10 protein-coding genes and 1 pseudogene are annotated in these 14,506 nt (G+C 39.5%); 5 read left to right on the top strand and 6 right to left on the bottom strand.

The annotated features are described in order from the left end of the window. Window positions 1-106 precede the first annotated feature (106 nt). From ACM0OW_RS21695 to ACM0OW_RS21675, 5 genes and pseudogenes are all read left to right on the top strand, one after another. Window positions 107-457, top strand: a pseudogene (locus ACM0OW_RS21695) (HetP family heterocyst commitment protein); the annotation flags it as partial. 2,167 nt (window positions 458-2,624) lie between these two features. Further along, window positions 2,625-3,257, top strand: a complete 633-nt coding sequence (locus ACM0OW_RS21690; protein ID WP_414552247.1) for a helix-turn-helix domain-containing protein — start codon at window positions 2,625-2,627, stop codon at window positions 3,255-3,257. A 21-nt stretch (window positions 3,258-3,278) separates the two neighbouring features. Further along, window positions 3,279-6,329: a peptidase domain-containing ABC transporter gene (locus ACM0OW_RS21685; RefSeq protein ID WP_414552245.1), complete on the top strand. Its 3,051-nt coding sequence runs from the start codon at window positions 3,279-3,281 to the stop codon at window positions 6,327-6,329. Window positions 6,330-6,533: 204 nt separating this feature from the next. Next, entirely contained in the window at window positions 6,534-8,081 is a 1,548-nt protein-coding gene (locus tag ACM0OW_RS21680; protein WP_414552243.1) for an HlyD family efflux transporter periplasmic adaptor subunit, read from the top strand. Between the two features lie 325 nt (window positions 8,082-8,406). Then, window positions 8,407-9,189: a peptidylprolyl isomerase gene (locus ACM0OW_RS21675; RefSeq protein WP_414552241.1), complete on the top strand. Its 783-nt coding sequence runs from the start codon at window positions 8,407-8,409 to the stop codon at window positions 9,187-9,189. Between the two features lie 642 nt (window positions 9,190-9,831). Here the strand turns inward: ACM0OW_RS21675 and ACM0OW_RS21670 are convergent. From ACM0OW_RS21670 to ACM0OW_RS21645, 6 genes are all read right to left on the bottom strand, one after another. Continuing rightward, on the bottom strand, window positions 9,832-10,938 hold the full coding sequence (locus tag ACM0OW_RS21670; protein WP_414552239.1) for a T3SS effector HopA1 family protein: 1,107 nt from the start codon (window positions 10,936-10,938) through the stop codon (window positions 9,832-9,834). A gap of 161 nt (window positions 10,939-11,099) precedes the next feature. After that, complete coding sequence (locus ACM0OW_RS21665; protein WP_414552237.1) at window positions 11,100-12,281, bottom strand: phosphotransferase; 1,182 nt, start codon at window positions 12,279-12,281, stop codon at window positions 11,100-11,102. Window positions 12,282-13,112: 831 nt separating this feature from the next. Next, complete coding sequence (locus ACM0OW_RS21660; RefSeq protein WP_414552236.1) at window positions 13,113-13,358, bottom strand: hypothetical protein; 246 nt, start codon at window positions 13,356-13,358, stop codon at window positions 13,113-13,115. A gap of 135 nt (window positions 13,359-13,493) precedes the next feature. After that, window positions 13,494-13,745 carry a hypothetical protein gene (locus tag ACM0OW_RS21655; RefSeq protein WP_414552234.1) on the bottom strand — a complete coding sequence of 84 codons (252 nt, stop codon included), beginning with the start codon at window positions 13,743-13,745 and terminating at the stop codon, window positions 13,494-13,496. Between the two features lie 147 nt (window positions 13,746-13,892). Next, window positions 13,893-14,144, bottom strand: coding sequence for a hypothetical protein (locus tag ACM0OW_RS21650; RefSeq protein WP_414552234.1), 252 nt, complete (start codon window positions 14,142-14,144; stop codon window positions 13,893-13,895). A gap of 148 nt (window positions 14,145-14,292) precedes the next feature. Continuing rightward, on the bottom strand, window positions 14,293-14,506 hold a 214-nt coding region (locus ACM0OW_RS21645; protein ID WP_414552232.1), incomplete at its 5' end, for a hypothetical protein.

Below are 14,506 nucleotides of genomic sequence, written 5' to 3'. Positions count from 1 at the left end.
TATGTAATTGTTAATAAAATTTTTTTTGCTATTCAATAAACTGTAATTCAAGTTTTACATCAAAAACAACGCACTTAGACTAGTCTTATCAAGGATAACTAACACTATGAATCACAATATTCCTGGAATTAGTAGTAACTTCAATAAAGCAGTAAATCCTCAACAATTCGATCAAATAGTAGAAGCGATTCTTGCGGGTAAGTATTCCTGGGCGTGTGTGTTAATGCTACGCATAGTTGGTTATAATCCTTTACACTACATCCCCTATCGCACTTATAATCGATTACTGAAAGATAACACTCAAGTTAGCAGAACACAGCAACAGCATAATCAAAATATGAACACTAGCAGGTCTAATACCAATGGTTCAGCTAGTTGTTTGAGTAAAATTAAAGACTTTGCTTATATGGAAGTAGTGGGAAAGCAAACAAATGAAATACGTGGTGGCGGTGTAGATAATTAATTAACCCCATTAAATGTTTACAATCAAAGGCTCTATTCCTCAAGTTAGGGATAGAGTTAAAATTTTTGTTACCTGTTAACTGGGTAATTTACCATTACCTTATGTGCTTAAATAAGCCTAGTTTATAACAAGAAAATTGGTTAATAAAAACTGCCAAAATGGCAAATATTAATTACAAAAATCATATAGATTATAAATAGCTACTAGAGTAAGAGGTGATTAAATAAAAATTCAATTAAAAACATGAAATGAATATCTGATTATGAATCATATCTAACTGATTGCTGTTGCTGAAGTAATCAGGATCTCAGGGAGTAAATAACTCCTAAACCAAGACTGATGATTCCCGCGTTACTATTGGTGGTTCTTTTTTTCCAGGAAGTCTGAGCAAAAAAAAATTAGAGTCGCGTCTCCCCGCAATTTTAAATTTTCATGCTGGCTATTGAGTCTCTAGACGTGGAGAAACTGAATAGAGCTTCTTGACTGCATTTGGTGTTATATATGCCTAAAAAACTAATATTTAGCATCATAAGCAGCCGTGGAAAAAGAAAAAGTAACGTTTCAATCGTCGTTATGGCGCATAGATTTTATAGCTGTTACGCTTTTTTTCAAAAAACATAATCCTTGTTCTCCCAAACAGGATTATCTCCGCTTTATAAATCAACAATTTATACAGCTAATACTGGAAGCTATTTATTTCGAGCTTCCAGTTTTTTTATGTCCCCTACTTTGTCTCCTCTGGTGTACCCACAATCTAAAAGCGTTTATTTGGGTAGACATAAGGACTGTGATGTGATTGAGTCGCTTGTCTCGCAATGACTGTAAATATTTTTGTCCAATTACTTATGTAATGAAATGTAAAATTTCGCCCAATTTGCTCTTATTTGCGATTCAGCAGTAAAGCACAATTACAAACCATGATGATTTATTCATCCCAACTTACATTTGTTTTTTATCTTGCTGAGGATAGATGCAAAGACATTATTTATTTTTTATTGTAATTATTTGGACGAAAAAACTTAAGTATTGTCAGACATATATATGACTACTATTTAATTATGGAAAAAATCTAAGTATATGTAGTGGCGTGGCAAGCTAAAAATGTCGCAAAAAAATTGTAGGTTGGGTTGACGTAAGGAAACCCAACATCATTGGTCGCGTTGGGTTGCGCTGCGCTTAACCCAACCTACATTTAGTCTAATACACTACTTTAAGCTTGCCACGATACTAGAAACTAACAAGTAAACTTTAATGCTCAAAAATCACGTACAACAAAACTTCATAAATATCCAAATTTCATCCAGACCAAATTGATTATTAATTTTAAATAAAGATATAATTAATATTGAGTAAAGATTTCGTCTTTTTTGTGAAAACCCTTGACTAGATGTAGGAAACTTTCTAAAAGAATAACAGTAGGTTAAGACAACAGAGTAAATAACTGTCACTTTTGCGTTTAACTTTTTTTTCTAGATAATTCCAGATTTATTAAAATCTGCTGATGAGATATTAGCTACTATTAGGCTAGTCTAGGAAGTAGATTTGTATTCATACCTGACCTTAGCTGCCTCTAAAGTTCCATTTTGTGATGGAACACGTTTCAACCACAATTTTGGTAATCGAAACACACCAGATTTTCAGGGAAGTTTGTCAAGTTATTGGGGTTAACCAGTAAAATACTTACTGGTTTTAGGTGTCTTACCAGAAATTGCTGTTTATGAGATTAAACAACAGCTATGCTTGCTTCATTTTTTGTCAGGTTTGCTTACTACTACTTACTGACTATTTATGGCTACGCCACGCAATCTATCGCTCACACCACAAGAGCGCAGCTTTTAACTAAGAATGTGTTGACTGGGAAAAATAGAAAAATTCCGTGATGTGTCGGCAGCTTTTTGATGACACCTCTCATTCGATGCACAACCAATTAGCATGGTGAAACATTGAGGATAAAAAGCCAAGATAACACGGGTATATGCCCTCATTTTCGTCACGATACTAGAGGGAAATTACCAAGCATTATACCCATATTCCGTAAATATTTAATTAGCTGGAAAAGGCTAATTACGCTTGCAGTTACGAGCCTGATGTATTGAGGCTTGACATAGCTGTAACGGATAAAATTGCCCACATTTTCAGTAAATGACAACTGGTAATAAATATGTCACACTCTCTTAGCCAAAGCGAAACCTTGGAAAATTACAACATCCAAAATTTTCAAGAAGGTAAGTTTTTAACATCTTTCCAAAAAAAGGCTTTATTAAAAAGCTTACAAACTGATTTACAGCCAGAATATCGGCGGCGGATTAATATTATGTTATTAGCCGATGTGGGTAAATCTCAAAGCCAAATCTGTGAAATCATCGGTTGTTCTCAGGAAATGGCACGCTATTGGATTGGTTTAGCTGAAGCAGGTTTAGCCCACAAATGGAATGAGCGACCAATCGGGAGACCGAAAATTGTTAATGACCAATATCTGGAGCGATTGAAAGAATTGGTTAGCCATAGCCCTCGTGATTATGGTTACGCGTTTACCTATTGGACTGCTCAATGGTTAAGCAAACATCTCGCCAACGAATTTAACATCCAAATTAGCGATCGCCACATTAATCGCCTACTTAAACAAATGGGACTGTCCACCAAACGCAAAAGTTCCAGCCCTCCAGAAACTGACCAAACCAAGGCTTGTCCTGAGCGAAGCCGAATGGATGCTGGGATTACAATTGGTGACTTGAAATCTAACTCCGAACCTAATTTCCATTGGTCGTTAAATCTCATTCAGACCAATAAATAATTCTGTCTTGGAGGTCAGGAAATGGCATCAGCGTTTTCCCCGGAATACTTAGCGCAACAACTTATCCATAGCTTGGGTGAGCCGTTGTCAGACAAAGAAATTGAAAGATGTTTAATTGGGGTGGAAATTGTCGAACCACCTGTAGCCAAGCAATTTTGGCAAGCAGCAAACGCACCGAATGGGATATATATCGTTCTGGGGGGTAAAGTCAGGCTTTTAGATGGCTCGAATAACTTAATTACCACCCTGACAACCGGAGCATCATTTGGCGAACTGACTTTATTTACAGAAGAACAGTTTAGTCCTTATGTGGCTAGAGCTTCTGTGAAGTTAAAACTGGCATATTTTCCGCAAGCATCTTTACAAGAGGTAATCCGCAAACATCCGAGTATTCGCGATCGCCTCAAACAACGTGCCGAACTGTGGGATTTACTGTTACTATGTTGTCAAACGTCCCTAATTCCTCACAATGGGTCTGTAGAAGAAATACTCAGAGCTTTGGCTTTATTTGAGCGCCACACTGTGGAAGGTGACTCACTTCCAGTCAATTTATTCCAAGATACCAAACTTTGGCTACTGCATCAGGGAGAACTACAGCACACAGATGGGCGCAGATTAACACCGGGAAACATCTACGTATATCCCCAGCAGGAAAATTGGCGCATAAGTCAACCCACTAAGGTTTACAGCCTCAAAAATGCTGATTGGCCACTTGCATTAGAATACTGGCCGCAATTAGCCGAATTATCACAAGAACGCCAAGATATTACAGAAGACACGCCTACACCAGTAATTCCCCCCAGTCTGATTAAACAGTTACCACCACCAGATCCAGAACCCAAAAAAAAGCGAAAACAAGCCTATTTTCCCAGCCCTACAGTCAAAGCTGGCCATTGGTGGGGACGATTAACCAAGAGGTATCCGTTCTTTGAACAACAAAGCGCTGCTGACTGTGGAGCCGCTTGCTTGGTGATGATTAGCCGCTATTGGGGTAAGCGCCTGAGCGTTAACCGACTGCGAGACTTAGCTAATATTAATCGCACCGGCGCATCATTGCGGGGTTTAACAACTGCGGCGGAAAGTATTGGTTTTACTACCCGTCCGGTGAAAGCCAGCTTAGATAAATTAGCACAACAGACCTTACCTGCGATCGCCCACTGGGAAGGTAGACATTACATTGTTGTCTATGAAGTCAGCAAAAAACAAGTGATTGTGGGTGATCCCGCCTTCGGTCAACGCACTCTCACCCATGAAGACTTTAAAGCGGGTTGGACTGGTTACGCATTGTTATTACAACCCACAGCCCTGCTGAAAGAAACCGAGGAAAACAGTACACAATTTTGGCAGTTGTTTGATTTAGTCAAACCCCATTCCAAAGTACTGCTAGAGGTCTTCATGGCTTCGGTGTTAATTCAGATATTTGGATTAGTTACGCCCTTATTAACTCAGTTGCTATTAGACCGAGTACTTGTGCAGCGTAGCACCTTGACATTAAACGCCGTAGGTTTCGGGTTGCTGATTTTTGGCTTGTTTAGTGTCGTCATCAATGGATTGCGGCAATATCTACTAGATCATACAGCCAACCGCATCAGCGTAGCCTTATTGGTAGGGTTTATTAAACACACCTTCCGCTTACCTTTAGCCTTCTTTGAATCCCGCTACGTTGGTGATATTATTTCCCGCGTCCAAGAAAACTATAAAATTCAGCGATTCCTCACTGGTGAAGCCTTATCCATCACCTTAGATTTGCTGACAGTGTTTATCTACGTGGGATTGATGTTTTGGTATAGTCCACCAATGGCTTTACTGAGTTTAACAATTATCCCACCATTCTTTATCCTAGCAATAGTTGCTACACCTTTCTTTCGTCGCATTAATCGTGAGGCTTTTAATGCCACAGCTAACGAAAATAGCTATCTGATTCAATCCCTCACTGGTATTAGCTCAATTCGCTCAATGGCAATTGAACAAACAGTGCGCTGGCATTGGGAAGAGCTATTAAATAATGTGATTAAAAAGACATTTGCCGGGCAGATTATTAGTAATAAAATGCAGCTTTTTAGCTCCGGTATTGAAACGTTAGTAACTACAGGTTTGCTGTGGTTTGGGGCATGGTTAGTCATTCAAAATGAACTGACAATTGGGCAGTTAGTTGCTTTCAATATGTTATTGGGCAACGTTATTCGCCCCTTTCAAAGGTTAGTTATTTTGTGGAATCAATTCCAGGAAGTAGTTATTTCCAGTGAACGAATTAATGATGTCTTGGAAGCCGAACCAGAGGAAGATTTACACCATCACCCCCGGCAGTTTTTACCAAGATTAGAAGGACACATTAAATTTGACAATGTGACTTTCCGCTATCACCCAGAGAGTGATATTAATGTCCTAGAAAATCTCAGCTTTGAAATCCTCCCTGAGCAGACTGTAGCGGTAGTTGGGCGTAGTGGTTCAGGAAAAACAACCCTCGCCAAGCTGATCTTAGGACTATACCTACCGACAGATGGCAAAGTATTAATTGATGCCCAAGATGTGACTAGTATTTCCTTGCGATCTCTACGTTCTCAAATTGGAGTTGTCGATCAAGATACCTTCTTATTCGGCGGGACAATCCGCGAAAATATCAACATTGCTCACCCAGAAGCCACCTTAGAGGAAATTATTGAAGCTGCAAGATTAGCAGGAGCCGATGAATTTATCAAACTTATGCCGACCGGCTACGAAACCCAAATTGGTGAAGGTGGGGGAATGTTATCTGGTGGACAACGCCAAAGAATTGCGATCGCTCGTGCGTTACTCGGAAATCCCCGCTTATTACTCCTAGACGAAGCCACCAGCCACCTAGATTCCGAATCTGAGCGAATCATTCAAAATAACCTGAAAACCATACTCCAAGGGCGCACCAGCCTAATTATTGCTCATCGCCTGTCCACAGTGCGTAATGCTGACCTGATTCTAGTTTTAGATCGAGGCTTACTCGTCGAAAGCGGAACTCACGACGAATTAATAGCCAGAAAAGGTCATTACTTTTATCTCAACCAGCAACAACTAGCTCAAACAGTACAAACAGCCTGAAGAAGAGGCAGGGGGGAAGAAAAATCTCCATCTCAATCCCCTATGCTCCACTTAGAAGAAAGGGATGATTTCCCCCTACCTCTTCGTCGAAAACCTGGGAAATTTTCAATTGAACAAAAGACAAGGGACGAATCAATTACGAATTACAAATTACGAATTACGAATTACCTCCCATGTCCAGGAAAGTAAACTGTTGAATTACTTATGCCAAATCCATCTCAACATTTATCATCCGTACTTGCAGTACCAAAGCAAGACCAAAATAACCAGGTAGAAAACTCTAGTACTGTTGTTAAATATCAGACACAGGTAGAAAACGAAGCCAATGATTGGTTTTATGGTACAGAAGAACTGCTAGATGCTTTACCAAGACTCTGGACACGTTCCCTGCTGTACTTCCTGGTAGCATTTGCCGCTATTATTTTACCTTGGTCAATGCTTACCAAAATTGATGAAACCGGCAGCGCTAGAGGGCGTTTAGAACCCAAAGGAGCGACGCATCAATTAGGTATTTCAGTTCCGGGAACTGTGAAAGCTGTCAACGTCCAAGAAGGCTCAATCGTCAAAGCTGGACAGGTTTTGCTGGAGTTGGATTCTGATGTAATGGAAAAAGAATTGCAACAAAGACAAACACAATTGCAAGGATTAAGCGATCGCCAAGCGCAATTAAAGCTGCTGCAAAACCAATTGATGTTGGCGATTAACATCCAAGAACAACAAAATCAAGCCCAAGAATTAGAAAAAATGTCTCAAGTCAATCAGGCGCAGCAAACCCTGGATGCGAGACAAAGTGCATCTAATTTACAAAGGTTAGAAAGACAGGCTTTAGTTGAACAAGCTCAACAGAATATTAATTCTACCCAGACGGCTGAGAAGTTAGTCAGTAGTCGTTTTAATAGAGATGTTTCCGAAGTTGATCGCTTTCGTGAACTGTACGAACAGGGTGCAATTCCCCAAATCCAACTTGTGGAACTAGAAAAGACAGCAGAGGAAAGCCAACGTTTGCATTTACAAGCGCAATCTGATATTACCCAAGCGCAACTGCGTTTAAAAGAAGAAATGAGCCGCTATCAGGCGACTATGAGTCAAGTTGTAGCGGATATTGAGCAAGCAAAACTACGCCTGCAAGAACAGCAAAGCAGCTATCAAAGCGTTGTCCAAGCTGGTAAATTAGCAGTGCTGAGAAGCCAGGAACAACTCAAAGACATGGAAACGCAAATTACTAGTTTAGCGTCAGAAATAGCTCAAACCAAGAGTCAGATTTCGTCCTTGCAGATTCAGCTACAACAACGAGTAGTGCGATCGCCTATTGATGGCATAGTTTTTGAGTTACCTATCACCAAACCAGGGCCTGTGGTAGATCCAGGACAAGTCGTTGCCCAAATTGCGCCTCAGAATAGTAAATTAATTCTGAAAGCGCAAATACCCAGCCAAAACAGTGGTTTCTTAGAAGAGGGAATGCCAGTTAAAATCAAGTTTGATGCCTATCCCTACCAAGATTATGGCGTGATGGAGGGGCGTGTGAGTTGGATTGCACCTAACTCCAGAGTTCAGTCTAGTAGCCAAGGCAGTATAGACACTTTTGATTTAGATATCACCCTAGATCAGCCTTATGTACAAGCTGCTAACCAACGCGTTGTTTTAACCCCCGGACAGACAGCCACCGCAGAGGTAGTTATCCGTCAGCGCCGAGTCATTGATTTTATCTTAGATCCCTTTAAGAAATTGCAACAAGGCGGTCTAGAACTTTAGATAACTAATTGGAGACAAACAAATGTAGGTTGGGTTGACGCAAGGAAACCCAACATCTTTACCAGCCCTATTCACCACATATATTTTATTAATAGATACCCCTGTTTTTAAAGTTTTAAACCTTATAAAATAGGGTAATATCTTCTTGATTAAATTAATTAGTTTAGGAGAAACTGATAATTTTAAATACTGTTAATTAAAATATTAAAACTATCATTAGATAGAGACGTTAAACAATATATCAAGCAAAGATGATGAATAAGATACTTGCTATCAAGACTCAAAACACTAATTTTATTTAGTTGCTAAATGGAGGCTTTTACTTATGTCAGGTATTGTAAAAATTTCGACCGAAGACATTATTTATTATATCAGGATGGCTTGTCAAATCCCTGGAATATTAGAGGCGATCGCTACGCAAAAGATTATTGCGGAAGCTGCCGATAAAGCAGGGATTGAAATCACCACAGAAGAACTGCAAACAGCAGCAGATAATCTGCGTTTAGCTAACCGATTACTCAAAGCCGAAGATACTTGGGCTTGGTTACAAAAACATCATCTTTCCCTGGATGACTTAGAAGAAGTAGCTAAAATAAACCTCACCTCTTCCAAATTAGCTAATCATTTATTTGCAGATAAAATCGAACCATTCTTTTATGCTCATCAACCTAGATATTTTGGCGCTGTAACTTATGAAGTGGTATTAGATGATGAAGATTTGGCTTTAGAACTATTTTATTCACTCCAAGAAGGCGAAATCAGCTTCCAAGAAATCGCTCGTCAATACATCCAAAATCCCGAAACCCGTCGCGCAGGTGGTTATCAAGGAATCCGCCGCCGGATTGACTTTAGAGCCGAAATTGCCGCCGCAGTGTTCGCAGCTAATCCCCCGCAAATACTCAAACCAATCATTACACCCAAAGGAGCGCATATCATTGCTGTAGAGGAAATAATTAAACCAGAATTAGATGATAACTTGCGATTTCAAATTATGGGAGACTTTTTTAGCAATTGGTTACAGCAACAAATAGCCACTGTCGAAATTGTCGCCAATCTGCAAGAACATCCTCATACTCAAGCATCAGCTAGTTTGGTAACACCAGCATAGATAGTTGCGACAAACAATGTAGAGACGTTTCATGAAACGTCTCTACAAAGGTGATGTCACTATGCAAAACCGAACAACAATCATTCCAAAAATTCCACTCCTTACCTTCGCATAGCAAAAGCAGGGTGAGGTTTTTCGTTAAGTGCTTAAGTTTATCGTGGGTTAAAGAATAAGATCGAATGGCACTAAGATAACGGCAAATCCATTATTTATAAGGCTTTTGGGTGTCGGGTGTCGGGTGTCGGGTGTGGGGAATTAAGAAGTTGTTGAACACATGAACGTACTAAAATTCAATTTTATTAAACACTACACCCAACACCCTGCCCCAAGGAGATTTCGGCTTATCTTCGTGCCATTCGACTAAGATCCTAACCCACCTGACAAATTAAGTATTTTATTCCTTGGAACTTCCCAAACAAAGAATTCTGGCTCCCTCTCCTTACTAAGGAGAGGGTTGGGGTGAGGTTCTATACAATATCAGCACTGAGGATTTAAGATGGTGCGTTGCGCTACGCGACAACACACCCTACACACTAACCCACCTGACAAATTAAGTATTTTATTCCTTGGAACTTCCCAAACAAAAAATTCCGGCTCCCTCTCCTTAGTAAGGAGAGGGTTGGGGTGAGGTTCTATACAATATCAGAACTGCAAAGGAGTGAAGATATCTTCAGATTGGGAATTGAGATAAGGACGTTGCAATTCAATTTCCAGCATAGAGAAATGTTTCAAAATAGATTCTAACCTACCTGCTGGCGTATCATTATCTTGCTGCCAAACATCAAGCAGAGCATTAGCAATAATTTGGCATCGGTTCATCCCAAAACTTTCACGCTCTGTAAATTTGCTATTTGGTTCTTCAGCCAGAGCTAACCCCGGCGCAAGTAATTTAGTAAATAAAGGTACTGAGTCGCCAAAATGAGATTGATTTTCTGTATACACCCTTTCTAATACTGGGCGAACAACTTCATAGTTGTGTTTATCAAAGTAAAGCACTGCTGAATCACAACGTCCATAATCTGTAGGATTATATAGTGCTTTAAATGTGAAAGAAAGTGGCAGAGCATTGAGTTGGGTAGTCAAACCATCCATGACAGCAACCGCACCATCTGGGGATAAATTAAAGTAGATCCGTACTATTTCTTGATCACCATGAGCAGCTTCATTGCCCACTGCCATATAGAACCCATTTTGTACCACATTCTTGGGCAATTTAATGGAAACTAAACTACCGATATTTACAGCTTTATCTTCTGCTCGCAAGTGAACATCACGCTCAATGTGCAGAGTTAAACCACCCTTATGCACAGCCAAAGCACCATCTGTTTCTTCTTTGATTACTAGCCAATCGTTGCTAAAGTAACCTTCACCTCTGTTGCTTTCGTGTAAGCGGTCATAAAAACCAATATCTACACCTAAAAAGCTATTATTTTCTAAATCCTGGTTCAATGCTATATTGTTCGACTCTCCATCTGAGCCGAGATTGAGATCCTCTTTCAATGAACCGTTGTAATAGACACCATAAAGAAAACTACGCAACTGTAAAGCTAAATACTTATTCTGGAGGTCTAAGGGCAATTTTTGAAAGCGGGAAACTGCTTGCTCAGTTAATTCCACGCTTTTATAATTTGGGTGCTTAATACAATGATGAGAAACGATTTCAACCTTATGAATAATGTCTTGTATTGATGTCTGCAAAGGCTCAGGAATAGTAGCTAGTTGTGTTTGTAGCGAATCTAATAGTTGCATAAGAGATTGCCTGTAAATAAGAGAGTGTGTTGCAAAAATTGTAGAGACGCGATTGATCACGTCTTCCCGGTGTTATAAGGTACAAGAACCCCACCCCGCAAGCAATGAGGGGGCTTCCAAATGTTTTGTAGAGACGCGATTTATCGCGTCTCCCAAAGGTTTTAGCGTACCGATGAATATTGTGTGGGAGTCAAATCCGACGCATCCATACCGAAAATAGTTGGTATAGATACGTCTGGACGACACAATAAACTCTTGGCAACTTGGAGCATACTAATACCCGGATTACCAAAAGTTTTTTCATGCTGGAGTGTGGCTTGAATAGATTGAATTAAGGCTAAACCACAAAACTGCACTACTCGTTGTAAGAAATCAGGACGCTCTTCTAAGATTTGGGGAAATTCAGCCAAATAAGCCTTAACTAGTGCAGCAAGTGAAGGACGGAGTGTTTGCAAAGGCGTTGTAGCTAGGCGTAAAGATTCTTCAATTTCCATCCCTTTACCAACAACTACGCTGTATAGCCACAATTGCAGGTAACTACCGAGTAATGAGCCTAAATCGCTAGCTGGATCTCCCCAAGAACAGCGTTCCCAGTCAATTAAACGAATCATGCTTTGGTCTGAGGAGGAGCTATTTAAATTCACATCTTCCCAATTTAAGGAAATGAGAATGTTGTTCAGCTTCATGTCGTTATGAGTCAAACAGTAGGGAGTGTAAGAACTACCCAACTCTGCGATCGCTTGACCCAAACTATCGTAACGTTGATATAGGGCAAAGAATTTCAACCCATCAGATGGAACACTACCGAAGATTTCCGGCGTAATCCGATCCATTCTCTGATTTAGTTTAGGTGCTTCTTGGCTCGGTGCATTCTCGGAATTTTCAAAGAACTCCCGATACTCTGGACGTTGAACACTGACGCGATGAATTAAAGCCAGAAGAGTTCCGATTTTTGTCGCCACCTGTGTAGGAAAGATATTCTCCTTTGTGTAGAAATCTGCTACATCTCGGTAATTATTGAGATAGTTGAAAATAATGATCGAATTCTCAGCATCAAAATGTACTGCTTCTGAAAGCAAAGGACTTATATAGCTAAGTTCTGGGTTTCTTTGCAAAAACTCATGAATTCGCCATTCCTGTACAAACTCGCCGGCAGTTTTTCCTTCTCGGTTGTGGCGCTCTTGCTTAACTAGAAGTTTTTTATCTTCTGATAAGCTGAGTAATAAGTTAAAGTTTTTTGCAGGTTTAAGTTCAATATTACTTGATGAACGTTCTTCCTCAGTACATAGTCCTAGAGGAATTAAGTAGTCAAAAACATTTTGATAGCTTAATAAAAATGGCATGGCGTTAAATACTCCTCAGTAATGTGAAAATTTGTTGTTGGTTAATCAAGAAACTGTAGAACCAGAGGATTCCGATCCAAGCATTGATTGCACACAACATTTTCTTAGTCATCATGTCAATTTGAATTAAATAAGTAGAACGGGGTAACCTGATTAGGTACAAGGTAAAACTCAGACACAGTAATAAATGACTGTGCGAGGGACACGATACTGTAGATGGCAAATGCTGATAACATAAAATCCATCAGCCTATAAGTAAAGTTCAGCATTTGATGGAAACCATAGTCCAAAGCATATTCATTACCTCCATATATAGATGGAAAATACATATCTGTTATTTCAACTAAAAAGCTTTCTGAGTTCGTAGAGTGTAGTTCGGAAATTATAATTACGGACATTTACTTAATTCCTAGACAAATTATTGATTAATGAGTTAATTACCCTATTTTCAGTAATTTTCTCAATCATTAGTCAACTAATCTGCTATCACGACTCAGGTCAAACTGTTATTTGTTCGCAATCTTTCACAACTACCAAATTAAATGCATCTAATTTAGGTGATTGAACAATTTTGGCGACTGTCGAAATGTTTATTTTAATTAAGTTTCAATTTTATTGTCTAAGTACAGCATATATTTTTCAATCTGGCTGGCTATTAGGGTGTCTTAGTATTCACAACCCTGATTAAGATAATAGTTCGCAATTGTAGATTATTTGTGAATTTTTTGGTTTCACTTCACTTTTCATTGTGAGGTTTTATCTCAAATAAAATTGCTTATTTTTTACCTTTAATCTCAAGACAGCCATCAAGATTAATAATTAACTACAAAGCTAGAAGCGCCGCCCATACCCATAATGCGGTTGACTATATGACTTGGCCACATAAGTAGCATGACCAATGGCATAAGTACCGACAAATGTTCCAGCTAATGCAGTGAATGTAATTATGCCGCCGACAACGTTATATTGATCCTTAGAGCTAGAATCGACATCACTCAGTTCATTGAGAAAGCTTTCGGAATCGTGGAACAGTTCAGAGCCAGTAGCATATAGTTGATCAAGAGTGATAGTTGCCATGAATTACTCCTAAAAGACTTGTGATAATTAGTGCCATTCGATTAATGAATCTGTCTGGCTCTTGGGGATGATTGGTAATCAAAGAATGCCTTGCATCCCCAAAGAGCCATTTATTTGAGTTGTTAACTAGAGCGATTAGTAAACACCAGTTATACTGAAGGATTTAGCCAAGATAGTTACGTGTTCAATGGCATATACAGTTACAAAAGCTTCAGCTAACTTGGTTAAGGTGAAAGGATTGCTGGCGGCATAGGTTGCACCTGTAGCAGCTACTGCTGCTCCACCAGAGATGGAATCTACATCGCTGAATTCATTCAAGAAACTTTCAGAATCGTTGAACAATTCAGAACCAGCAGCGTGTAATTCAGAAAGAGTGATATTAGCCATGATGTACTCCTAAAAGACTTGTGAAGACTTGTTTGTTTCAGTGAAAATCGAGAGCATTGAATCTGTCTAGCTCTTGGGGATGATTGGTAATCAAAGAATGCCTTGCATCCCCAAAGAGCCATTTATTTGAGTTGTTAACTAGAGCGATTAGTAAACACCAGTTATACTGAAGGATTTAGCCAAGATAGTTACGTGTTCAATGGCATATACAGTTACAAAAGCTTCAGCTAACTTGGTTAAGGTGAAAGGATTGCTGGCGGCATAGGTTGCACCTGTAGCAGCTACTGCTGCTCCACCAGAGATGGAATCTACATCGCTGAATTCATTCAAGAAACTTTCAGAATCGTTGAACAATTCAGAACCAGCAGCGTGTAATTCAGAAAGAGTGATATTAGCCATGATGTACTCCTAAAAGACTTGTGAAGACTTGTTTGTTTCAGTGAAAATCGAGAGCATTGAATCTGTCTGGCTCTTGGGGATTATTGGTAATCAAATCATGCCTTGCATCCCCAAAGAGCCATTTATTTGAAGTAATTAATCACAGTGATTAGTAAACACCAGTGATGCTGAAGGATTTAGCCAAGATAGTTACGTGTTCAATGGCATAAACAGTTACAAAGGCTTCAGCTAACTTGGTGAGTGACAAAGGATTGCTGGCAGCATAGGTAGCACCAGTAGCGACGGTACCACCAGCGATAGTAACTTGTCCACCAGAGATGGAATCTACATCGCTGAATTCATTCAAGAAACTTTCAGAATCG

It is taken from the genome of Anabaena sp. CCY 0017 (assembly GCF_963920885.1).
Taxonomy (GTDB): Bacteria; Cyanobacteriota; Cyanobacteriia; order Cyanobacteriales; family Nostocaceae; genus Nodularia.
The sequence above is the reverse complement of the archived record's forward strand: the minus strand, read 5'-3'. Positions and strand labels throughout refer to the sequence as shown.